Raw genomic sequence first — 22,663 nt, 5'->3', positions numbered from 1 at the left:
GTGCTCCGGGCAATCGGGGGCATTCAGCCCATGCGCGCGGTGCGCCGCATATGCGTTGTGCACAGCCGATGCTGTCAGGCACGATGCTTTCCGGCATTGGCCAGCCCCCCGTTCGATTCCGGAGACGCCCCCCGCTCCGGCAATTCATGCGGAAATTGGCAGGCTGCTCCTAATTTTGGGTTAATGCGGTATGCCATGCATCGCATGAGCGGCCGCGCCGAAACAGCCCAGCAACGGCACAGGTGATGGAAAGGGTTTGCTAACCGCTTGTCCCCTATGGTTTCCGGGTACTAGGTCCGATCGAGCAAGACAGGGACGATATGGTTACCATGCGCAGATACACGCGAACCGCCGTTGCGGCGCTGGCTTTCATGGCCGGGGCATCGGCGCTTGCCGGGAGCAAGGAAGGCGTCGAGGCATGGGATCGCGGGGATTATGCCGCGGCGGTCGCCCAATGGCGGGCCGAAGCGGGCAAAGGCGATGCCGATGCGGCGTACAATCTGGCGCAGGCTTACCGGCTGGGGCGCGGGGTGGCGCAGGACACGACCAAGGCGGAAGAGCTTTACGCCCGCGCGGCGGCCGCGGGGCATCCGCTGGCGGCGGACAATTACGGGTTGTTGCTGTTCCAGAAGGGCCAGCGCAGCGAAGCGCTGCCCTATCTGCGTGAAGCCGCCGGGCGCGGCGATCCGCGCGCACAGTATCTGCTGGGCATTTCCCATTTCAACGGCGATCTGCTGGAGAAGGACTGGCCGCGCGCCTATGCGCTGGTCACTCTGGCCAACGGGCAGGGGCTGCCGCAGGCCGCGCAGGCGATCGGCCAGATGGATCAGTATATCCCGCTTGAAGAGCGCCAGAAGGGGGCCGCACTGGCCACGCAGTTGCAGGCGCAGGCAGAAGCGACCCGGGCCCAGCAACTGGCCAGCGCCGATCTCGCCCGGGGCAGAGCGGCGGCCAGCGCGGCCACGCCATCGCCATCGCCATCGCCTGTGTCTGTGCCGGTATCCGCCGGGGCATCGCAGGATCATCTCGCCGCCGCCGCGCGGGAGACGGGCACGGAAAGCCCGGCATCCGCCGGGGCCGACTATGCCCGCCCCCAAGGGGCCGTGGCCCGGCCCGCATCGGCGAAGCCCGCACCGGCCAAGCCCGCGCAGGTTGCCGCTGCCGGTCCCAAACCGGCTACCGCCCCTGTGCGCAAGGCGGCGGAGCCCGCCCGCGCCGCGCCTGCGGCGGCCAATGGGCCGTGGCGGGTGCAACTGGGGGCGTTCTCGGTGGCGGGCAATGCCGATGCGCTGTGGCGCAAGCTCGGCGGCAGGGGCCCGCTGGCGGGCAAGACCAAGATTCTCGTGCCCGCAGGCAAGCTGACCCGATTGCTGGCGGGCGGCTTTGCCAGCGAAGCGGCAGCCGCGTCCGCCTGCGCCACATTGCGGCAGAGCGGGCAAAGCTGCCTCGTGACGCGCTGATACCCGATGGGGCAGGCGGCATGGCGCGATCCGGCTGAAACGAACGGTGAAGGCGCGGCGCGGGGGCCGGGCCGCCTTGTCACGCTGGATTTCATTCGCGGCATCGCCGTTCTCGGCATTCTCTATGCCAATATCGTCGGCTTTGCGCAGCCGACGGTGACATCCGTCTGGCCGGGCGCGTTGCCCGAACCGATGACACTGGCCGACAGGATCGTGTGGTTCGTCCAGTTCCTGCTGATCGACGGCAAGATGCGCGGGCTGTTCGCGGTGCTGTTCGGGGCGGGGCTGGTGCTGTTCACCGAAGCCAAGGGCAATGCCCTGCAATGGCGCCGTCTGGCTTGGCTCGGCCTGTTCGGGGCGGCGCATTATTTCCTTCTGTTCCGGGGCGATATCGTGTTTTCCTACGCCCTGTGCGGCATGGTGGTGCTGGCGATCGGCGCGCATCGCCTGCCCGCCGCGACGGCGCTGGCGCTGGGCACCGCGTTCTATGTGCTGGGGGCGCTGTTTCAGGCGCAGCCGTTCTTCACCGCCCTGCCGGAAGAAAACGCCGCACTGGCCGCCTGCGCGGATGTGGCCCGCTGTATCGCCGGTGCCGGGGGGCAGGACCCCTATTGGGCGAACTATGCCGGGATGTTGAGCGATGCCGCGCACGAAACCGCGGTGATGCACGGCGGCCTGTGGGGGATCGTCAGCTATAACTGGATGGAACAGGGCACCGGCCTTCTGACGGGCGGGTTGATGGCCCTGTGCGAAAGCTTCCCCTCGATGCTGATCGGCATCGGGCTCTACCGCGCGGGGGTGTTCAACGGCGCGGGGAATCGCCGGTTGCTGCGCTGGGGGCTGGCGGGCATCGCGGCGGGGATGTTGCTGACTGTGCCGCTGGCCGTGTGGCTGATCCGCGCGGGGGACCCGTTCTATTTGACGTTCATGATCGCGCTGGGCCCGGCGCAGATCGCGCGGCTGCCGATGGTTCTGGGACTGGCCGCGTGGCTGGCGTGGCTGGCGCCGCGTGCGGCTGGCACGGCATTGGGACAGCGCCTGATCGCCGCCGGGCGGATGGCGTTCAGCAACTATCTCGGGACATCGCTGCTGATGGCCGTGATCTTTCAGGGCTGGGGGCTCGGCTTTTTCGGAGAATGGGGCCGGACGATGCTGCTGCTGCCGATGCTGCTGGGCTGCGCGGTCATGCTCGCCTGGTCGCGGCCGTGGCTTGCCCGATTCGCATATGGCCCGCTCGAATGGCTCTGGCGCTGCCTGACTTATGGGCGAATGTTTCCGCTGAAACGCGCGGATTGAAACATTGCGGATGGATGGAAATGGGTCTTGTTAATGCAAGACGTTCGCATTATATAGAAGGAGAAGCGAGTCACGGGAGATGTGCCTTGTACATTTGCATCTGTAACGCGATCCGGGAATGCGATCTGCGCAGAGAAGCGCGCCGTTGCCCGGGCAGTGCGAGGAATGTCTATGCCGCATTGGGCAAAACGCCCGATTGTTGCACATGCCTCGACGATGCAGAGGCGATACTGGAAGAAGAACGCGAATTCGCCGTCTGTCCGGCTTGAGGCTCCTGTTTCTGAAAAACATTCGCAAACCCTAGGAAATCCTGGGTTTTTTGGGTCGCTGCCTTGTCAATTCGGGGTTTTGGGCGCATAGGGCGCGCCAGCACTTTTCCGAATTCCACGAGGTTACTATGAAGGGCGATCCCAAGGTCATCGAGTTCCTGAACAAGGCTCTGACCAACGAGCTGACCGCGATCAACCAGTACTGGCTGCATTACCGTACGCTCAAGCATTGGGGCGTCAACAAGCTGGCCGAGTACGAACGGCATGAATCGATCGATGAAATGAAACATGCCGACGCCCTGGCGGAACGTGTGCTGTTTCTCGACGGTCTGCCCAATTTCCAGGCGATCAACCGGCTGAAAGTCGGCGAAACGGTCGAGGAAATCCTCAAGGCCGATCTCGCGCTGGAAATGGAAGCGCTCCCCCTGCTGCGCGATGCGATCGCATATTGCGAAACGGTGCGCGATTACATCAGCCGCGAAATCTTCGAGAAGATTCTCGAAAGCGAGGAAGAGCATGTCGACTTCCTCGAAACCCAGTTCGACATGATCGAGCGTATGGGCCTGCAGAACTACGTGCAGCTCAACAGCGAACCCGCGGGCGGCGAATAAGCGCCACGCCGGATGGCCGGATCGGGAGAAGGGGCCGCAAGGCCCCTTTTTCTTTGGGGGTGTGTGGTTTGCAAATCCTACCCAAAAAAACAGAACCCGCTCAGCCTGAGCGGGAATGGTGCCAAGGCCATTCGTATGGCAAACCATGCAATGCCTCTTCCCGATATCTATCTCGCGCCCCTCGCCACGGGGATTTGGTCCGATGCCGGACGGGAATGGCCGCGCTGGCGTTGACCTGCGGCGGAAAGGCCGGACAAGGGGCAGCGATTCGTCAACAACGCAATGCCAGGGTTTTGAGCCAGAACACCACCGTCCGCCTGCCTGCCGCGCCGTCCAAGCCTGATCCCCGCCTGTCTGCCGCGATCGGCATCGCCCGCGTCCTGTGCATTCTGGGCATTGTCTATGTGCATGCGTGGACGGGGCTGGCCGGCGGCGATCTGATCAAGCTGAACGAAACCCCGCAGGGCCTGCTGCGCTGGGGGCTGATCGAACTGCTGGGGCGCAGCGCGGTGCCGCTGCTCAGCGTCATTTCCGGCTGGCTGGTTGCCGCATCGCTCGCCCGGCGGTCCTGGCGCACATTCGTGCTGGGCAAGGCGCGGACCATTCTGGCGCCGATGGTGCTGTGGAACGCGCTGGCGATGGTGCTGGTTTCGGGCGCTGCATGGATGGGCTGGATACGCGCCCCGATGCCCACCGCCTGGTGGTGGACCATCGATGAACTGTTCTGCCTCGCCACTCCGAACGACATCAACGTGCAGATGCCGTTCCTGCGCGATCTGTTCGTTTGCATGATGGCCGCGCCGCTGCTGCTGCGCCTGCCGAGCTGGGCGCTGGGTGTGGTGGCCGCGCTGGCGGTGGCGTGGAATGTCTCGGGCCTGTCGTTCGTTCTCCTGCTGCGCCCCTCGATCCTGTTGTTCTTCCTTGTCGGCATGCTGGCGCGCCGTCACGATCTGGCCGCATGGATGGCGTCGCGGCCGCTTGTCATCGTCGCCGGCGCCTACGCTCTGTTCGCGGCGCTGCAGGTGTGGCTGGAAACGATCGGTGTCGATCGCGGGGTCGACAACCCCGTGCTGCTGACTTCGGCCGATCTGATGATGCGCTTCACCACGGCGCTGTTCTTCTGGTCGATCGCGTGGCGGCTGGCGAAAAGCCGCCTGGCGCGGCCCTTGCTGCGTTTCGAACCTTATGTCTTCCTGATGTTCTGTTCGCATCTCATCATGATGTGGCTGGGTGGGCCGGTGATCGGCAAGCTGACCGGGCCGCTCGGTTCCCCGCTCTATCCGCTGTTCCTGGTGGCGCAGCCGGTGCTGGTGATGGGCGCGACCGTGTTGCTCGGGCGCGGATTGAAAGCGCTCGGCCCGTCGACGGCGAAGCTGCTCAGCGGGGGGCGGCTGTCGTCCTCCCTCTCGCGCCGCGCCGCGCCGCAACCTGCCTCGCAGGCGGGCTAGACGGGCGGGTCAGGCAGGCGGGCGGGCCCACTGGCGCTGCCAGCGGCGGCGCAGGGCCGCGGGCCGTTCGCCGTGCCGCTCGTCGAGAAATTCCGCATCGCGCACGCGGGCGGTGCGGAACTGGCGGAAATCCTGCCGCAATTCGCACCACGCAGCCATGGTGCGGGCGCTTTCGAAATAGCCGATCACCACCGGCCAGATGGTCCGTTCGCTCACCCATCCGCGTTCGTCGCGATAGGTGATGCGGATCTTGCGCCCGGTGCGAATCCAGTCGCGCACGCGGGCGAGATCGAGCCCGTCGGGCGGGGTGGCGCCGCTTTCGTGCGTGCCGATGGTGGGGGTGGCGATTGCGGCACGCAGGGCATCGGGCGCGACGGCGGTCAGCTTGGCGACGAGATCGCGGGCGGCCCGGGCCAGCACCGGATCGCCGCGCCCGGCGACCCATTGCGCGCCGAGCAGGGCGGCTTCCATCTCGTCCACCGTCAGGCTTAGCGGGGGCATGTCGAAGCCCGGTTCCAGCACATAGCCGAACCCGGCCTCGCCGTTGATCGGGATGCGCCGGGCGACGAGATCGGCGACATCGCGATAGATCGTGCGCGGCGATACCTCCAGTTCGTGAGCCATCGCCATGGCGGTGACCGGGCGCGGCGAGCGGCGCAGGATCTGGATGATCTGGAACAAGCGGTCGGCCCGGCGCATCGGTGTCACCTCTCCTGACAGAATGCTGTCAGTAGCGCGGTGTTACAAGCGAAAATCGAGGATATCGAGGGAGAAAGCCGATGGACGGGGCGGAACTGCTGCGGCGTTATTACGCGGCGTACAACCGGGGGACGAGGCGGGGCTGCGCGCCTGCCTGGCGGAGGATGTGGCGATCGTCCCCGCCGAAGGTATGGCGCAAGAGGTGGGGATCGCGGCCTATCTGGTGGCCTATCGCCGCTCGCGCGCGCTGTTCGAGGATGTGATGGAGCCGCAGGCGATGACCGGGGATGCCGGCGAAGTGCGGGTCACGCTCATCAACCGCCTGACCGCGCGTGAGAGCGTGGCCGATTTCTTCGGCATGGCGCTGGGCAAGGGGGAAACGCTGAGCCTGCTGCTCGATGCGCGCTATCGCCTGGCCGGGGGGCGGATTGTCGCCATCCGCATCGCGGCGAGGGGTAACGCTACTTGGCGTTTCCCTCACCGGAACACATAACCCTCGTCATTCCCGCGAAAGCGGGAATCCAGTTCCGCCGTTGCAGCTGGATTCCCGCTTTCGCGGGAATGACGAAGGGGAGTATCTGTAAACGCCAGACTACTTGGGGGCGTAGGGGTTCTTCGCGCTGCGCAGGGTCAGCCGCACGGGCACCGAACCGAAGCCCAGTTCGCGGCGGATGCCGTTGACGAGATAGCGGCGGTAGCTTTCCGGCAGATTGTCCAGCCGCGACCCGAAGATCACGAACGTCGGCGGGCGGGTCTTGATCTGGGTGATGTAGCGCAGCTTGATCCGCTTGCCGCCGGGGGCCGGGGGCGGATTGGCTTCCAGCGCATCGTCGAACCAGCGGTTGAGACCCGCTGTCGGCACGCGTCGGCTCCACACTTCGCGCAGGTCGAACGCGGCCGTCAGCATGGCGTCCAGCCCCTTGCCGGTGCGGGCGGAAACGGAAAACACCGGCAACCCGCGCACTTGCGCCAGCCCATCCTCCAGCGCGCCGCGGATGCCATTGAACAGCGCGGAAGGTTCTTCCGCCACGTCCCACTTGTTGATCGCGATGATCAGCGCGCGCCCTTCCTGCAGCACCAGATCGGCGATCTTGAGATCCTGATGTTCCAGCCCCTTGGTCGCATCGAGCAGCAGCACGACGACTTCGGCGAAATCCACCGCCCGGCGCGCATCGGCAACCGAAAGTTTCTCGATCTTGTCGACCACGCGCGCTTTCTTGCGCATGCCCGCCGTGTCGATCAGGCGGATATCGCGCACTTCGCCCGATTTGGGATCGGTCCACTGCCAGTCGACCGCGATGGAATCGCGGGTGATGCCCGCTTCGGGCCCGGTCAGCAGGCGGTCTTCGCCCAGCAGGCGGTTGATCAGCGTCGATTTGCCCGCATTGGGGCGGCCGACGATGGCCAGCTTGAGCGGCCCCTTGGGCGCGTCGTCCTCGTCCTCGCCCGCGTCTTCGCCGGTGATATCGTCATCTTCTGCTTCGCCGATCAGCGGCAGCAGGGCTTCGAACAGATCGCCCATGCCTTCGCCGTGTTCGGCCGAGATCGCCACCGGATCGCCGAGGCCCAGCGCATAGGCTTCGAGCACGCCCGGTTCGCCCGCGCGCCCTTCGGCCTTGTTGGCCAGCAGCACGACCGGCACATCCTGCCCGCGCAGCCAGCGGCCGATTTCCTCGTCCAGCGGGGTCAGCCCCTGGCGGGCATCGATCACGAACAGCGCGATATCCGCGCCTTGCAGCGAAACTTCGGTCTGCGCCCGCATCCGGCCGGGCAGGGTGTCGGGATCTTCATCCTCCCATCCCGCGGTGTCGACCACGGTGAATTCCAGCCCCAGCAAAGTGGCCTCGCCGAACCGGCGATCGCGGGTGACGCCGGGCTGATCGTCGACCAGCGCGAGCTTCTTGCCAACCAGACGGTTGAACAGCGTCGACTTGCCGACATTGGGGCGGCCGATAATAATCACCTGAGGGCGGGACATCGCGTGGCAGTGACCGTTCCGGCGCCTTTTGGCAAGGGGCGGCGATGTCTTACCGCGCCGTTAACCGCGATTTGCAGGTTGGCGCTAACCCTCATCCGCCACATCGCCGGGCATGAAAAACGGGTTGCTTCTCGGTGCCGCGCTCCTGTGCGGGGCGATTTCCTCCACCGCTCAGGCGGATAGCGCGGCGGGACATCTCGAATGCGTGCCTTACGCGCGGCAGGTCTCCGGCATCCGGATTTTCGGCGATGCCCACACCTGGTGGGGGCAGGCGGCAGGCCGCTATCAACGGGGCAGCAAACCACGCGTGGGCGCGGTGATGGCGTTCCAGCCGCATGGCAACATGCAACTGGGCCATGTCGCCGCGGTCAGCCGGGTGATCGATTCGCGCACGGTGCTGCTGCGCCATGCCAACTGGTCGCCGATCAACGGGCGGCGCGGCCAGATCGAGAACGACGTTCGCGCGGTCGATGTGTCGGACCGCAACGACTGGAGCGCGGTGCGCGTGTGGTATGCGCCGATTCAGGCGCTGGGCGGCACGGCATGGCCGGTCGACGGCTTCATCTATCGCGAGGGCGCCCGGGGGACAGGCATGCCGGAGGGGCGGGCCTATGCCGCGGCGCGCTATGACGGGCGCGCGGGGAAGAACGCTGGGCAACCGGCCCGCAACGGCGGGCAGGCGGATGTGATCGGGGCAATCATCGCCGGGGCGCGCGATTGACGCCCCGGCGGGGAAACCGTGTCAGCCGGCCTTGGCGACGGGCGGATTGTCGCCCAGGTCTTCGTACCAGGCTTCGACCGGGCCGTTGAGCTTGAGCAGCAGCGGCTGGCCCTTGCGGTCCATCGTCTTGCCTGCCTGCACTTTCACCCAGCTTTCGGAAATGCAGTATTCCTCGATATTGGTGCGCACCGCACCCTTGAAGCGGATGCCCACGCCGCGCCGCAGCTTGTCGGCATCGAAATGGGGGCTGCCCGGATTGATCGCGAGCCGATCGGGGGGCACGTCGTTACCGGTGGTCGGGGCCGCGTCGGTGGCGGGGGTGTTCTGTTCGCTATCGCTCATCCCGCGCCCATAATGCGCGGCGCGGCGGCGCGCAACAGGCCCGGATCGTGGGCGCGGCGCGGGGGATGGCCGGGGGGCGGGCGCGCCCCGCGCCGAAGCACGGCAATTGCCGGTTTGGCCGTGTAGTGCTTGCCCTTTGCGCGATCCCCCGATAAGGGCGCAGCCTTTCCCCTTCCGGTCGGTATTTGTGCCGTGCCGGGAATATCGTCGGCTGCGGGCGTGGCGGAACTGGTAGACGCGCTGGTTTTAGGTACCAGTATCGTAAGATGTGGGGGTTCGAGTCCCTTCGCCCGCACCAGTTCCGACCGAGGGCTCCGGACCCGACGTTATTTGAGGATTTGAGAAGGCACGAACCGAAAATGCAGATCGTCGAAACCACCAATGAAGGCCTTAAGCGCGGATATAGCGTAACGATTTCCGCCAAGGACATTTCCGCCCGGATCGAAAGCGAAGTCCAGAAGATCGCGCCGCAGGTGCGTATGCCGGGTTTCCGTCCGGGCAAGGTTCCCGCCAACCTCGTCAAGAAGATGCACGGCCCCGCGCTCCATTCCGAAGCGCTCAACGCCTCGGTGCAGGAATCGGTCGATTCGCTGATCCGCGACAAGCAGCTGCGCCCGGCGATTCGCCCCGATGTGCGCCTCAATGACGATTACGAAGAAGGCAAGGATGCCGAGCTGACGATCGAGCTCGAAGTGCTCCCCGCCATCGAAGCGCCGTCGATCGAAGGGCTGAAGCTCGAACGTCTCGTCGTGCCCGTCACCGATGCACAGGTCGACGAACAGCTTGCCGAACTGGCCAAGAACCAGAAATCGTTCAAGGATGCGCCCAAGACCCGCAAGGCGGCCGATGGCGACCAGATCATCATCGATTTCGTCGGCAAGGTCGATGGCGTCGCTTTCGAAGGCGGTTCGGCCGAAGACCAGCCGCTCGAAATCGGCTCGGGCCGTTTCATCCCCGGCTTCGAGGAACAGCTCGCCGGTGTGAAGACGGGCGAGGAAAAGACCATCACTGTCACGTTCCCGGCCGATTATCCGGCCGAACATCTGGCGGGCAAGGAAGCCACGTTCGATGTCACCGTGAAGCAGGTGAAAGTCGCCGCTGAAACAGTGGTCGACGAAGATTTCGCCAAGTCGCTGGGCCTCGAAAGCCTCGAACAGCTCAAAGGCCTGCTGCGCGGCCAGCTCGAACAGCAGACCAACGGCCTGACCCGCACCCAGATGAAGCGCCAGTTGCTCGACCAGTTGGCCGGCGCGCACGATTTCGCGGTTCCGCCGTCGATGGTCGAAGCCGAATTCGAACAGATCTGGGCCCAGCTCCAGCAGGAAGCGGCCAAGGAAGAAGATCCGGCCGCCGCTCTCAAGGAAATCGAGGACGAGAAGGACGATTACCGCGCGATTGCCGAGCGCCGCGTGCGTCTGGGCCTGCTGCTGTCGGAAATCGGCCAGGCCAACAACGTCACGGTCAACGAGCAGGAAATGCAGATGCTGACGATGCAGGCGGCGCAGCAGTACCGCCCGGAAGATCGCCAGCGTTTCGTCGAATACGTCCGCAACGATCCGATGGCCGCCGCGCAGCTCCGCGCGCCGCTGTTCGAGGACAAGGTGGTCGATTTCCTGTTCGACAAGGCCGAAGTCACCGAACGCGAAGTGACGCGTGAAGAACTGGAAGCCGCGATCGAAGCGGAAGAAGGCGAAGCAGCAGCGGCCAAGCCCGCCGCGAAGAAGGCCCCGGCCAAGAAGGCTGCCGCCAAGAAGGACGAAACCGCAGCGGAAGGCGCTGAAAAGCCTGCCGCGAAGAAGGCTCCGGCCAAGAAGGCCGCCGCCAAGGACGAAGCTCCGGCCGAAGCCGAAGCCGCCAAGCCCGCCGCGAAGAAAGCTCCGGCCAAGAAGGCCGCTGCCCCGGCCAAGGACGCTGCGGCTGCCAAGCCCGCCGCGAAGAAGGCCCCGGCTAAGAAGGCCGCCGCCAAGAAGGACTGAGGCCGCGTGGCGGCGGCGCATGATCGCGCCGCCGTTTGCCCGAGCCTGACGATACGATCCGGCCCGTCTTCCGCCCCTTTCAGAAGGATGCGGAAGGCGGGCCTTTCGTTTGCGGGTTGCCGCCCGTGAGTCTGAAACGGCGGGCGCTTCAGCGTACCCAGCCGCCCCTCTGCATTCGGTTCTTTGGGCAGGCCCCCTTTCGTCATTCCCGCGAAAGCGGGAATGACGAGGGTTATGTGTTCCAACGGACGCATTCTGGCGTCTGAAGCGGTCGCCCCTCTGCATTGGCGAACGGTCCATGCCTGCCGATTGTGCGTTGGCGATCGGGCCTGCTTGAGGTAGGCTGCGGGCACATGGAATTCGCTCGCAAACTTGGCGGAACCGCGTGGCACGGGGTTTCATGCCTGTTGTTGCTGCTGATCGCATTCCACGCATCCGTACCGGTATCGGCCCCGCTCGAACGGGTCAGCGGCTCCGCGTTCAGCGCCGCCACGGCGGAGGTTTCGGTTTTGCGCGGCCGCGCGGCGGCCCCGTCGCAGCGCAGCGCCGGGATCACCCCGGTGCCGGGCGTGGCGGCGGCGGCAGGCGCCGGGTCCGGCCCCGCGTGGGGCATGATTGCGCGATCCGCATCCGCCTGGTGGCATGCTCTGCCGCCGCCGCTGCGGGCGCTGGCTGCCTCGGCTCTCGCGGCGAGAGCGCCCCCTGCCGTCTGATGGCCGTGGCCCGCGCGCGGTGCGGGCCTGCGTTACCTTCAGCGAGGCAGGACGATGATGCACACAAGGACTTTCCGTTACGGCCGCATACAGTGGCCTTGCGCGCGCCGCCGATGGGGACAGGGGAACCGAAAACACCGGGATGGGCGGGGCGGTGCGCACCGCGCTTCCGGCGCGGTAGGGTAAGCCGATGCCGCACCCCACCCCTCTGATCGGGACCATCGTTGCCGGGCTGGTCGTCGCCTTCGCCGCCGGGGCGGTCGCGCACAGGCTGCGGATACCGCCCATTGCCGGCTATCTGCTGGCAGGCGTGATCGTGGGGCCGTTCACCCCCGGCATTGTCGCCGATACCGGGCTGGCCATGGAATTGGCAGAAATCGGCGTGATTCTGCTGATGTTCGGCGTCGGCCTGCATTTCTCGCTCAAGGATCTGCTGTCGGTGCGCGCCATTGCCGTGCCGGGCGCGATCGCGCAGATTTCCGTGGCGACCGCGCTGGGTGCGGGCCTTGGCCTCGCCATGGGCTGGCCGCTGATGGGCAGCGTGATTTTCGGCCTTGCCCTGTCCGTCGCCAGCACCGTGGTGCTGCTGCGCGCGTTGCAGGCGCGCGAAATCGTGCAGACCGAACGCGGCCGGATCGCGGTGGGGTGGCTGATCGTGGAGGATCTGGCGATGGTGCTGGCGCTGGTCCTGCTGCCCGCGATCATGGCGATCCAGAACGGCCCGCCCAATGCGGGGGCGGCGCAACTGCTGTCCTCGGTCGCGCTGGTGGTGGTCAAAGTGCTGGGCTTCTTCGCCGCCATGCTGCTGGTGGGCAAGCGCATCATCCCCTGGGTGCTGCACTGGACCGCGCACACCGGATCGCGCGAACTGTTCCGGCTGGCGGTGCTGTCGATCGCGCTGGGCGTGGCCTTCGGGGCGGCGGTGGTGTTCGATGTCTCGTTCGCGCTGGGGGCGTTCTTCGCGGGCATGATCCTCGGTGAAACGCAGCTCAGTCGCCGGGCGGCGGAAGAGACGCTGCCGCTGCGCGATGCCTTTGCCGTGCTGTTCTTCGTGTCGGTGGGGATGCTGTTCGATCCGCGGGTGATCGTGGAACATCCCTTGCCCGTGCTGGCGACGGTGGCGATCATCCTCGTCGGCAAATCGGTGGCGGCCTATGGCATCGTCCGCCTGTTCGGCCACCCGGCGCAGACCGCGCTGACGATTTCGGTCAGCCTGGCGCAGATCGGCGAATTCTCGTTCATTCTGGCCGGGCTGGGCATTTCGCTGGGCGTGCTGACGGGCGATGCGCGCGATCTGGTGCTGGCGGGCGCGATCATTTCGATCCTGCTTAATCCCCTGCTGTTCTCGCTTGCGGTCAAGCCGGGGCGGGAACCATCCGCTGCGGGGCCCGAGCCCGCCCCGGCGGCGCCTTCGCAGACCGTGCTGGTCGGCTATGGCCGGGTCGGCCGGATGGTGGCGGCGAGAGTGCGCGAACGGGGCGAGAAGCTGACCGTGATCGAGGATCAGCGCGACATGGCCGAACTGGCGGAAAAGGATGGGGTTTCGGTGATCGTGGCCGATGCCACCGCCCCCAACGTGCTGGAACGCGCAGGCATCGAAGCGGCCTCGACTTTGCTGATCGCCATTCCCGAAGGGGTGGAAGCGGGCGTGATTGTGGCCCGCGCGCGGCAGATCAATCCGCGCCTGCGGATCATCGTGCGGGCCCACTCCGACGAGGAAATGCAGCATCTGGGGCAGCATGGCGCCGATCAGGTGGTGATGGGCGAGCGGGAAACCGCGCTGCGCATGGCCGCGCTGGCGGCGGTGCGCAAAGTGGGCTGAGCGGCGCGGGGGGCGGGGCCTTTGCGCCGTCTCTGCGGAAAAGCGGGATACCCTCTTGAACATCCGGGCCGGCAGCGCGACATAGGCGAGGCAATCACAAGAGGACTTCCATGATCGACCTGTTCGGCAATTCCGGCGACGCTTACGCAACTCAGGGCCAGTTCACCCGCGATCCCGTCACCGGCGCGCTGGTGCCGGTCGTGGTGGAACAGACCAGCCGGGGCGAGCGCAGCTTCGACATTTTCAGCCGCCTGCTGCGCGAACGCATCGTGTTCGTCACCGGGCAGGTGGAAGACAACATGGCCTCGCTGATCGTGGCCCAGTTGCTGTTCCTGGAATCGGAAAACCCCTCCAAGCCGATCAGCATGTACATCAACTCGCCCGGCGGGGTGGTGACGGCGGGCATGGCGATCCACGACACCATGCAATATATCAAGCCGCGCGTTTCGACCGTGTGCATCGGCCAGGCGGCTTCGATGGGCAGCTTCCTGCTGGCCGCGGGCGAACCGGGCATGCGCATCGCGCTGCCCAACGCGCGGATCATGGTCCACCAGCCTTCGGGCGGGGCGCGGGGCATGGCTTCGGATATCGAAATCCAGGCCCGCGAAATCCTCCGCATCCGCCAGCGGATGAACGACCTCTACGTGAAGTATACCGGCCAGAGCCTGACCGAGATCGAGAAGGCGCTGGATCGCGATACCTTCCTCGAAGCGGACGAGGCGCTGAAATTCGGGATCGTGGACAAGGTGTTCGAAACCCGCCCCGAAACCGAAGAACCGGCGGCCGACAGCGGTTCGGGCGGCGCGCCTGAGTAAGGCGCTGCGCCCCGATGCGGCGGCTGACGGCGCGAGAGCCGGCTGCCGCCGTCATTTTCGCACCACGATGGGGCATAATTCCGCATCGTGAGCGGGCGGATTGATTATGACTGCCGGGTGACTAGAGTGTAACTGGCGAATCCCCGCATTTCGCGTGGGTAGGACTGAACTATGACGAAATTGAGCGGATCGGACAGCAAGAGCACCTTATACTGCAGCTTCTGCGGGAAGTCGCAGCATGAAGTGCGCAAGCTGATCGCCGGGCCGACCGTGTTCATCTGCGATGAATGCGTCGAATTGTGCAATGACATCATCCGCGAAGAAACCAAGGCCGGGCTTGCGGGCAAGAAGGATGGCGACGTTCCGACGCCGCACGAAATCTTCCGCACGCTGAACGATTACGTGATCGGGCAGGACCGGGCGAAGCGCGTACTTTCGGTTGCCGTGCACAACCACTACAAGCGGTTGAAGCACAGCGGCAAGGCGGGCGATGTCGAACTGGCCAAGTCGAACATCCTGCTGGTCGGCCCGACCGGTTCGGGCAAGACGCTGCTGGCGCAGACGCTGGCGCGCACGTTCGACGTGCCGTTCACCATGGCCGATGCCACCACGCTGACCGAAGCGGGCTATGTCGGGGAAGATGTCGAGAACATCATTCTCAAGCTGCTCCAGGCCAGCGATTACAACGTGGACAAGGCGCAGCACGGCATCGTCTATATCGACGAGATCGACAAGATCACGCGCAAGGCGGAAAACCCCTCCATCACCCGCGATGTGTCGGGCGAAGGCGTGCAGCAGGCGCTGCTCAAGCTGATGGAAGGCACCACTGCCAGCGTGCCGCCGCAGGGCGGGCGCAAGCATCCGCAGCAGGAATTCCTGCAGGTGGACACGACGAACATCCTGTTCATCTGCGGCGGCGCGTTCGCCGGGCTGGAAAAGGTCATCGCCGACCGTCTGCAGAAGCGTTCGATCGGCTTCGGCGCGCATGTCGCCGATCCGGACAAGCGCCGGGTGGGCGAACTGCTCGAAAAGTGCGAGCCGGAAGATCTGCTGAAATTCGGCCTGATCCCCGAATTCGTCGGCCGCCTGCCGGTGATCGCTACGCTGAACGATCTCGATGTGCCCGCGCTCGTCCAGATCCTCAGGGAACCGAAGAACGCGCTGATCAAGCAGTATCAGAAGCTGTTCGAGCTGGAGGACGTGGAACTGACGTTCACCGACGACGCGCTGGAAACCATCGCGCAGAAGGCGATCGCCCGCAAGACGGGCGCCCGCGGCCTGCGTTCCATCGTCGAAGGCATTCTGCTCGACACGATGTTCGATCTGCCTTCGCTCGAAGGCGTGAGCGAGATCGTGGTCGACAAGGACGTGGTCGAAGGGCGCAAGGAACCGGTCCAGGTTCTCGGCCCCAAGAAGGAAGCGGCGGCCTGAGACGGCGCGCCTGCCGGTATGACGACGGACAGCCCGGCAGGCTTTCTGGTTGAAAGATTGGATGCAGCACGGATCGCGGATATGCGGTCCGTGCTGCAGCTTTATGGCCAGGCTTTCGAAGATCCGCACAGCTATGGCTCCGCACCGCCGGATGATGCCTATCTCCAAGGCCTGCTGGCGCGCGATGATTTCGTGCAAGTGGCCGCCTTTGCCGGAAAAGGCGAAGTGATCGGCGCCCTGTCGGCCTATGTCCTGCCTAAATTCGAACAGGCGCGGAGCGAAATCTATATCTACGATCTCGCCGTCGCCGCCGCGCATCGCCGCAAGGGTGTGGCGCAGGCGCTGATCGGCTGGTTGCAGGACCATGCGCGCGAGATCGGCGCCTGGGTCATCTATGTGCAGGCCGATTATGGGGATGATCCGGCCATTGCGCTCTACACCAAGCTGGGCACGCGCGAAGACGTGATGCATTTCGATATCGAACCGGCGGAAAAGTGATGGAAGCCCGCCGGGGTTTGGGCTCTCGCAAGCCGGGAACTGCGGGGTGCCGTGCTTTTGCACACTGCTATTCCGATTGAACTTTCCCTCTTCCGCCCGGCCTGAGCCCGCCAAACCTTTTCCACTCCCGCTCAGGCTGAACCCGCCGAACTCTTCAATCCCCGTTCGACCTGAGCTTGTCGAAGGTCGCGCGCCAACATCAGCTTATAGGGCGACCGTATCGCGCGGCCTTCGACAAGCTCAGGCTGAGCGGATGGTGGCGGGAAGGAGTGGTGGGATGAGCCGCGTCCCTTGCCAAAAACCGCTGTCCTACAGGCAACTCCGTGCATAGTAGATGCGATTCGCCTTTTGTTCTGTTGAGGAGCAGCGAATCATGTCGGATCTTTCGAACACGCCCGTGATACCCGGCGTCTCGCCCCGCGGATGGACGCCCGCCGCCCGGACCCGGTTTCTCGAACACCTTGCGCTGAAAGGCCATGTCCGCGCCGCCTGCGCCCACGTCGGGCTCTCGGCCGAAGCGGCCTATCGCCTGCGGCGGCGCGATCCGCTGTTCGCGCGCGGATGGGCGGCGGCGCTGGTGCTGGCGCACGATCATGGCGAACAGGTGCTGGCCGCCCGCGCCATCGATGGGGTGGAAGAACCGGTCTATTATCGCGGCGAACAGGTGGGCACGCGGCGCAAGTACGACACCCGGCTGCTGTTGGCGCATCTCGCCCGGCTCGACCGGATGGCAGAGAACCGCGCGGCGCAGCGCGATGCCGGGCGGTTCGACGATCTGCTGGCCGTGCTGGCCGGGGCGCCGTGCCCCGAGGGGCTGGCGGGCGAGGATGCTCTGCCGCTGCCGCGCGAGCAGGCGATTGCGCGGGCGGTGGCGGAGGCCGAACAGCGGCTGTTCCACGGCGATGAGGACGCGGATGAGGATGCGGCGGAGGAAGCCGATGCCGCCGGCGAGGAGGACATGCCGCTGTGGCGGCGGGAGGACGAGGCCTATTTCGCGGTGCGCGCGGCGGCAGAGGGCGAGGCCGCGGCGCAGTGGGATGCATGGCGTGCCGAAGCTTATGCTCTGGTGGATGAGTTGGCCATGCCCGAAGAAGCGGCGGTCAAGGCCATGGGGCACTGCGCCTTGCTTGCCCTTCGTCATCCCCGCGCAGGCGGGGATCCAGAGGCGACGGCAGAACTGGATTCCCGCCTGCGCGGGAATGACGAAAGAGGCGAGGGGAATGGCGCAGAAGGGGCTATCGGGGATAGCGAAGGGAGCCCCGCAACCGTGCCTCCAGGCGTCCCCGCATTCACCCCTTGCACCGTGTCAACCGTGTCAACTTCGGCCCTTGCCCGGATCATCGCCGGGCCCGCACGCGGCTTTGCCGTGGCCGATCATCCCGCCTTCCATGCCCGGAAACGGCGGTAGGGAACGCTTCAGATTCTCCCGTCGCCCGCCAGAACGCAATCCCGCTCGCCCGCTTCGACCTGCAGGGTCGTGTGGCCGATGTGGAAGCGGTGTTCCAGTTCGTGCGCCGCTTCGTGGAGGAAGGCGTCGCCCGGATAGCCGCCGGGAATGACCAGATGCGCGGTGAGCGCGGTTTCGGTGGTGCTCATCGGCCAGATGTGGAGATCGTGCACCGCGGTGACGCCCGGCAATTGCGCCAGATAGCCATGCACCGCGCTTTCATCGATGGCATCGGGCACGGCCAGCAGGCCCATGCGCACGCTGTCTTTCAGCAGGCCCCAGGTGCCCCAGGCGATCACCGCCACGATCACAAGGCTGGTCACCGGGTCGATCCATGTCCGCCCGGTCAGCAGAATCAGCACACCGGCCACCACCACGCCGACCGAAACCAGCGCATCGGCCGCCATGTGGAGGAAAGCGCCCCGGATGTTGATGTCGCTCTTGCGCCCGCCGATGAACAGCAGCGCGGTGCCCGTGTTGATCGCCACGCCGATGGCCGCGACGATGATCATCGTCATCCCTTCCACCGGCGCGGGTTCGTAAAGGCGGCGGATGGTTTCGATCAGGATGGCGCCGATGGCGACGAGCAGCAGCGCGGCATTGGTCAGCGCGGCGAGAATCGAGCTGGATTTGAAGCCATAAGTAAACCGTGCCGAAGCGGGGCGGGCGGTCATCACGCTGGCGCCCCAGGCGATCAGCAGGCTGAGCACGTCCGAAAGGTTGTGTCCTGCATCGGCGACCAGCGCCATCGACCCGGAGAGGTAGCCGTAAGTCGCTTCCACCGCCACGAAAACGGTGTTGAGCACCACGCCGATGGCGAACGCGCGGCCGTAGCTGGCGGGCGCATGGCTGTGGCCATGTGTGTGCCCGTGATTGTGGCTGTGCCCGCTGTGTCCGTGCCCCTGGCCCATGGTCTATTCGTACACGCAGCTATCGAGCCCGTCACGCCCCACCGCGCGCACGCGGGCGGAGATCGTGTTGCCGTAACGGCGGGTGAAACCGCTCGGGCTGATGACGGACCGTTTCTTGGGCAGCGGCAGCGCGGCGGCCATGCGGGCGGCTTCGCTGCGGGTGAGATGCGCGGCGGAATGTTTGAAATAACGCTGCGCCCCGGCTTCCACCCCATAAGTGCCGATGCCGGTTTCCGCGACGTTGAGATAGACTTCCATGATCCGCCGCTTGCCCCACACGCTTTCGATCAGGACGGTAAACCAGGCTTCCAGCCCTTTGCGCAGATAGCCGCCGCCTTGCCACAGGAACACGTTCTTGGCGGTCTGCTGGGAAATGGTGGAGCCGCCGCGAATGCGCCCGCCGCGCGCGTTGCGCTCTATCGCCCGTTCGATCGCCTGTCGGTCGAAACCGTTGTGGCTGCAGAATTTGCCGTCTTCCGCGGCGATGGCGGCGGCCACCATGGTGCGGTCGATCCGGCTGAGCGGAGTCCAGTCCTTCGTCATGCCGTTGGGGTCCATCAGCATGGTCGCCGTCACCGGCACGGGCACCCATTTGTACAGCAGCACCAGCGCGACGCTGAGGACCAGAAAGGCCAGGATGCATTGAAAGACGAAGCGAATGAGGCGGCCAACCATGAATGTGCTCTAGAGCATCGTGCGGAAAAGTGGGAACCGGTTTTCCGAAAAAACGATACGGAAAAGAGAATGTTGCATCGTGCGGAAAAGTGGGAACCGGTTTTCCGCAAAACGATGCGGCAAGCAATCATGCGCGGTGAAACCGGGACAGGGAATTCACCCAATCGCGCATGCGGGCGGTTTCCCCCAAGGCTCAGGCAGGGCATAGAGGGGGCGGTTTACCCTTGGAGTTCAAGGCCGTGAAGCGTTTGTCTCTCGTTGGTGGTCTGTCCCTTTGCGCCGTCTGCCTGATCGCGGCGCCCGCCCATGCGGAGGAAGCGCGCGATCTCTGCCCCGACCGGCCGGGATTGGGAACGCCCGCCTGCACGGTGGCGCCCGGCACCGTGGTCGGCGAAATGGGCCTGATCGACTGGACTCGGGAGAGCGACGGCGCGGCCCGCACGGCCACGATCGCGGCCGGCGAGATGCTGCTGCGGATCGGCCTCACTGGCAGCCTGGAGATGCAGGCCGGATGGACGGCCTACGGCCATGTGCGCACGCGCGACAAAGTGACCGGGCGGATCGGCAGGGAATCGGGCGTGGGGGACGTTACGGTCGCCCTGCGGCAGAACCTGCGCAATCCCGATGGTTCGGGCTTTTCGCTGGCGGTGATGCCTTATGTCACTCTGCCGGTGGGCTCGGCCCCGCTGGGGGCGGGCGACTGGTCGGCCGGGCTGCTGGTGCCGTTGAGCTTCGAACTGAACGACACGGTTTCGCTGGCGCTGACCCCGCAAGTCGATGCGGCGGCGGACGGCGATGGCGATGGGCGGCACTTGCGCTTCGGCAATGTTGTCGGGCTGGGCTTCGCGCTGACCGACAGCCTTTCCGCGTCGACCGAAATCGCGCTCTATCGCGATCGCGATCCCACAGGCCACGCGACGGAAGCGCTGCTCGGCCTTTCGGCGGCATGGCAGCCGAACGATGGCACCCAGTTCGATGTCGGGCTCAATCTCGGCCTCAACCGGGAGAGCCCGGACAGCCAACTCTATCTGGGCGTGGCGCGGCGGTTCTAGCACTGCCCATAAAAAAGGCCGGCATCCCGAGGGATACCGGCGCTTTTCAGCAGAAGGGCGACCGGATCAGGCCGGGGCGAGCAGCTTCTTGTCCGCCAGGCGATACATCGCCTTCTGCAGTTTTTCGAACGCGCGCACTTCGATCTGGCGGATGCGTTCGCGCGATACGTCATAGACCTGGCTGAGTTCTTCCAGCGTCTTCGGATTTTCCGTCAGCCGCCGTTCGACCAGGATATGCCGTTCGCGTTCGTTTAGGCTGTCCATCGCTTCGGCCAGCATCTCGTGATGCAGTTCGGCTTCCTCGGCTTCGGCCACGGTTTCGTCCTGCAGTGGGCGGTCGTCCGCCAGCCAGTCCTGCCATTGGCCGGAGCCTTCTTCGCCCTGGCGCATGGAGACGTTGAGCGAGGAATCGCCCCCCATCAGCATCCGCCGGTTCATGTTGATGACTTCCTGCTCGGGCACGCCGAGGTCTTCGGCGATCTTCTTCACATCGTCGGGATGAAGATCGGTATCCTCGTAAGCATCGAGGTTCTTCTTCATCCGGCGCAGGTTGAAGAACAGCTTCTTCTGCGCGGCGGTGGTGCCCATCTTGACGAGCGACCAGCTGCGCAGAATGAATTCCTGCATCGAAGCCTTGATCCACCACATCGCGTAAGTCGCGAGGCGGAAGCCGCGATCGGGTTCGAATTTCTTCACGCCCTGCATCAGCCCGACGTTCCCTTCGGAAATCAGGTCGGACACGGGCAGGCCATAGCCGCGATAGCCCATGGCGATCTTCGCCACGAGTCGCAGATGGCTCGTCACCAGCTGTGCGGCGGCTTCGGGATCCTGATGTTCCTGATAGCGCTTGGCGAGCATGTATTCCTGCTCGGCCGTCAGCACCGGGAATTTCTTGATCTCGGCCAGATATCGGTTGAGGCTCTGCTCCCCGCTCAACGCCGGGACAGACGCCGTTCTCCTGATGGTGGTGTTTTTCTCGGTCAAAGTCCCATACCTTTCAAAGTGTCGACCGCTGTTTTGCCAGACCCCTGCTGGGCGTCCGGCTGGGCACGGCCACTTGCCCACATTCCCTTATACCCGAATTCTGCCGTGAGTGCGGGTGATTTCATCGATTTCAACGAGTGGTTTCATCAATCAGTTCCCGCATGTCGAGGGGCAGTTCGCTCTCGAAACGGATGGTCTCGCCGCTGCCCGGATGAACGAAGCCGAGCACTGCCGCATGCAGCGCCTGACGGCGGAAGCCGAGGGCGGAAAGAACCGGCCGTAGCTTGGCGTGAGGGCGTCCATAAGTCGGATCCCCTAATAGGGCATGACCGATTGACGCCATGTGAACGCGCACCTGATGCGTCCGCCCGGTTTCCAGCCGGCATTCGACCAGCGCGCAGTTGTTCATCAATTTCAGCGTCTTGTAATGGGTGACGGCGTGCTTGCCGCGGCTGCTATCGGGGGACAGCACGGCCATCTTCTTGCGATTCGCGTCGGAGCGGCCGATTCGCGCAGCGACAGTGCCCGCCGGTGGCACGGGATGTCCGTTCACCACTGCGAGATAGGCGCGCTCGATGGAATGATCGGCGAATTGCCGGGCGAGCCCTTCGTGCGCGGCGTCGTTCTTGGCCACCACCAGCAGGCCGGAGGTGTCCTTGTCGATCCGGTGGACGATGCCCGGGCGAGCCACGCCGCCGATGCCCGAAAGCGAATCGCCGCAATGATGCAGCAGCGCGTTGACCAGCGTCCCATCGGGATTGCCCGCGGCCGGATGGACCACCAGCCCGGCGGGTTTGTCGATCACGATCAGGTCGTCATCCTCGTACGCCACGACAAGGGGGATGGCCTGCGGTGCGGCCTGCGCTTCGGCGGCGGGGGGCACGGCAATCGCGAAATGGGCGCCCGCCGCGGTCTTGGCGGATGCGCCGGGGGCCGGCTGGCCGTCCAGCGTGATCCGGCCTTCGCCCAGCAGCGCTTTCACCCGCTCACGCGAAAGGCCGCTGGCTTCGGCCAGCGCCTTGTCCAGCCGCACGCCGCCGCTTGTGAAAATACCCTCGATCAATTCCCCGGTCCCCATGGTAGGGAATGTGGGCATGACTATCGCTGTGACAAGGGATGTGATCGCGCTTCTGCGCCAGGAAGCGGAGAGCGCCGCGCCCGACGAATGTTGCGGGCTGCTGTTGGGCGCTGCCGGACGAATCGACCGGGCGATACCCGCCGCCAATGTCGCGGCGGACCCGCACCGCCGGTTCGAGATCGATCCGCGCGCGCTGATCGATGCCCACCGTGCCGCGCGCACCGGGCAGGGGGCCCAGGTCGTGGGCTATTATCACTCGCACCCCGCGGGTGCGCCGGAACCATCGCCGTGCGACCGCGCCGAGGCGGCGGGAGACGGGGCGATCTGGGCGATTGTCGGCCGCGACGGGGAGGTGCGCCTGTGGCGGGACGATTCGCAGGGGTTCCGCGCGCTATCCCATGTCCTTGTGGAGCGGTAGAGCCAGGCTGCCCGGATGA

Annotated in this window: 22 protein-coding genes and 1 tRNA gene; 16 read left to right on the top strand and 7 right to left on the bottom strand. The window is 65.5% G+C overall.

The window, feature by feature from the left end; genetic code table 11:
* Positions 1-329: 329 nt before the first annotated feature.
* The 4 genes from K5X80_RS15700 to K5X80_RS15685 all read left to right on the top strand — a co-directional run bounded on the left by K5X80_RS15700 (position 330) and on the right by K5X80_RS15685 (position 5,084).
* The gene (locus tag K5X80_RS15700; protein ID WP_222558639.1) at positions 330-1,460 is read left to right on the top strand and encodes an SPOR domain-containing protein; all 1,131 of its coding nucleotides are present in this window, start codon (positions 330-332) and stop codon (positions 1,458-1,460) included.
* Between the two features lie 6 nt (positions 1,461-1,466).
* Positions 1,467-2,756: a DUF418 domain-containing protein gene (locus K5X80_RS15695; RefSeq protein WP_222558638.1), complete on the top strand. Its 1,290-nt coding sequence runs from the start codon at positions 1,467-1,469 to the stop codon at positions 2,754-2,756.
* A 397-nt stretch (positions 2,757-3,153) separates the two neighbouring features.
* Entirely contained in the window at positions 3,154-3,636 is a 483-nt protein-coding gene (gene bfr, locus K5X80_RS15690) for a bacterioferritin (RefSeq protein ID WP_222558637.1), read from the top strand.
* 293 nt (positions 3,637-3,929) lie between these two features.
* Positions 3,930-5,084 carry an acyltransferase family protein gene (locus K5X80_RS15685; protein WP_222558636.1) on the top strand — a complete coding sequence of 385 codons (1,155 nt, stop codon included), beginning with the start codon at positions 3,930-3,932 and terminating at the stop codon, positions 5,082-5,084.
* Between the two features lie 9 nt (positions 5,085-5,093).
* On the opposite strand, the gene K5X80_RS15680 is transcribed toward K5X80_RS15685, so the two are convergent.
* Positions 5,094-5,783, bottom strand: a complete 690-nt coding sequence (locus tag K5X80_RS15680) for a helix-turn-helix transcriptional regulator (protein WP_222558635.1) — start codon at positions 5,781-5,783, stop codon at positions 5,094-5,096.
* Between the two features lie 166 nt (positions 5,784-5,949).
* On the opposite strand from K5X80_RS15680, the gene K5X80_RS15675 reads away from it, so the two are divergent.
* A complete protein-coding gene (locus K5X80_RS15675) occupies positions 5,950-6,276 on the top strand; it encodes a hypothetical protein (RefSeq protein WP_222558634.1) in 327 nt (108 codons plus the stop codon).
* A 99-nt stretch (positions 6,277-6,375) separates the two neighbouring features.
* Here the strand turns inward: K5X80_RS15675 and der are convergent, their stop codons facing one another.
* Complete coding sequence (gene der / locus K5X80_RS15670) at positions 6,376-7,761, bottom strand: ribosome biogenesis GTPase Der (protein WP_222558633.1); 1,386 nt, start codon at positions 7,759-7,761, stop codon at positions 6,376-6,378.
* 112 nt (positions 7,762-7,873) lie between these two features.
* Here der and K5X80_RS15665 point away from each other — a divergent pair, with 112 nt between their 5' ends.
* A complete protein-coding gene (locus K5X80_RS15665; RefSeq protein ID WP_222558632.1) occupies positions 7,874-8,482 on the top strand; it encodes a CHAP domain-containing protein in 609 nt (202 codons plus the stop codon).
* Between the two features lie 21 nt (positions 8,483-8,503).
* Here K5X80_RS15665 and K5X80_RS15660 read toward each other — a convergent pair whose 3' ends face one another.
* The gene (locus K5X80_RS15660; protein ID WP_222558631.1) at positions 8,504-8,824 is read right to left on the bottom strand and encodes a DUF3297 family protein; all 321 of its coding nucleotides are present in this window, start codon (positions 8,822-8,824) and stop codon (positions 8,504-8,506) included.
* 213 nt (positions 8,825-9,037) lie between these two features.
* On the opposite strand from K5X80_RS15660, the gene K5X80_RS15655 reads away from it, so the two are divergent.
* From K5X80_RS15655 to K5X80_RS15620, 8 genes are all read left to right on the top strand, one after another.
* A tRNA-Leu gene (locus tag K5X80_RS15655) sits at positions 9,038-9,122 on the top strand.
* Positions 9,123-9,183: 61 nt separating this feature from the next.
* On the top strand, positions 9,184-10,800 hold the full coding sequence (tig, locus tag K5X80_RS15650; protein ID WP_222558630.1) for a trigger factor: 1,617 nt from the start codon (positions 9,184-9,186) through the stop codon (positions 10,798-10,800).
* A gap of 353 nt (positions 10,801-11,153) precedes the next feature.
* Positions 11,154-11,513, top strand: coding sequence for a hypothetical protein (locus K5X80_RS15645; RefSeq protein ID WP_222558629.1), 360 nt, complete (start codon positions 11,154-11,156; stop codon positions 11,511-11,513).
* Positions 11,514-11,703: 190 nt separating this feature from the next.
* Positions 11,704-13,335, top strand: coding sequence for a cation:proton antiporter domain-containing protein (locus tag K5X80_RS15640; protein ID WP_222558628.1), 1,632 nt, complete (start codon positions 11,704-11,706; stop codon positions 13,333-13,335).
* 110 nt (positions 13,336-13,445) lie between these two features.
* Positions 13,446-14,150 (top strand): ATP-dependent Clp protease proteolytic subunit, encoded by a 705-nt coding sequence (locus K5X80_RS15635; RefSeq protein WP_222558627.1) that lies wholly within the window; start codon positions 13,446-13,448, stop codon positions 14,148-14,150.
* 171 nt (positions 14,151-14,321) lie between these two features.
* Positions 14,322-15,581 carry an ATP-dependent Clp protease ATP-binding subunit ClpX gene (clpX, locus tag K5X80_RS15630; RefSeq protein ID WP_222558626.1) on the top strand — a complete coding sequence of 420 codons (1,260 nt, stop codon included), beginning with the start codon at positions 14,322-14,324 and terminating at the stop codon, positions 15,579-15,581.
* A gap of 18 nt (positions 15,582-15,599) precedes the next feature.
* A complete protein-coding gene (locus tag K5X80_RS15625) occupies positions 15,600-16,079 on the top strand; it encodes an AAC(3)-I family aminoglycoside N-acetyltransferase (protein WP_222558625.1) in 480 nt (159 codons plus the stop codon).
* 373 nt (positions 16,080-16,452) lie between these two features.
* The gene (locus tag K5X80_RS15620) at positions 16,453-17,487 is read left to right on the top strand and encodes a hypothetical protein (RefSeq protein WP_222558624.1); all 1,035 of its coding nucleotides are present in this window, start codon (positions 16,453-16,455) and stop codon (positions 17,485-17,487) included.
* A gap of 8 nt (positions 17,488-17,495) precedes the next feature.
* Here the strand turns inward: K5X80_RS15620 and K5X80_RS15615 are convergent, their stop codons facing one another.
* Positions 17,496-18,437 (bottom strand): cation diffusion facilitator family transporter, encoded by a 942-nt coding sequence (locus K5X80_RS15615; RefSeq protein WP_222558623.1) that lies wholly within the window; start codon positions 18,435-18,437, stop codon positions 17,496-17,498.
* Positions 18,438-18,440: 3 nt separating this feature from the next.
* Positions 18,441-19,112 carry a monofunctional biosynthetic peptidoglycan transglycosylase gene (mtgA, locus tag K5X80_RS15610; RefSeq protein WP_222558622.1) on the bottom strand — a complete coding sequence of 224 codons (672 nt, stop codon included), beginning with the start codon at positions 19,110-19,112 and terminating at the stop codon, positions 18,441-18,443.
* Positions 19,113-19,351: 239 nt separating this feature from the next.
* On the opposite strand from mtgA, the gene K5X80_RS15605 reads away from it, so the two are divergent.
* Positions 19,352-20,164, top strand: a complete 813-nt coding sequence (locus K5X80_RS15605) for a transporter (protein ID WP_222558621.1) — start codon at positions 19,352-19,354, stop codon at positions 20,162-20,164.
* A 66-nt stretch (positions 20,165-20,230) separates the two neighbouring features.
* On the opposite strand, the gene rpoH is transcribed toward K5X80_RS15605, so the two are convergent.
* On the bottom strand, positions 20,231-21,070 hold the full coding sequence (gene rpoH, locus K5X80_RS15600; protein ID WP_502778665.1) for an RNA polymerase sigma factor RpoH: 840 nt from the start codon (positions 21,068-21,070) through the stop codon (positions 20,231-20,233).
* 208 nt (positions 21,071-21,278) lie between these two features.
* Positions 21,279-22,244, bottom strand: coding sequence for an RluA family pseudouridine synthase (locus tag K5X80_RS15595; protein WP_222558620.1), 966 nt, complete (start codon positions 22,242-22,244; stop codon positions 21,279-21,281).
* Here K5X80_RS15595 and K5X80_RS15590 point away from each other — a divergent pair.
* On the top strand, positions 22,243-22,644 hold the full coding sequence (locus K5X80_RS15590) for a M67 family metallopeptidase (protein ID WP_222558619.1): 402 nt from the start codon (positions 22,243-22,245) through the stop codon (positions 22,642-22,644). The genes K5X80_RS15595 and K5X80_RS15590 overlap by 2 nt on opposite strands.
* The last annotated feature ends 19 nt before the right edge of the window (positions 22,645-22,663 follow it).

Origin of the sequence: Caenibius sp. WL (genome assembly GCF_019803445.1) — a bacterium.
Lineage (GTDB): Bacteria > Pseudomonadota > Alphaproteobacteria > Sphingomonadales > Sphingomonadaceae > Caenibius.
Note: the sequence above shows the minus strand (reverse complement) of the source record. Positions and strands in the feature narration are given on the sequence as shown.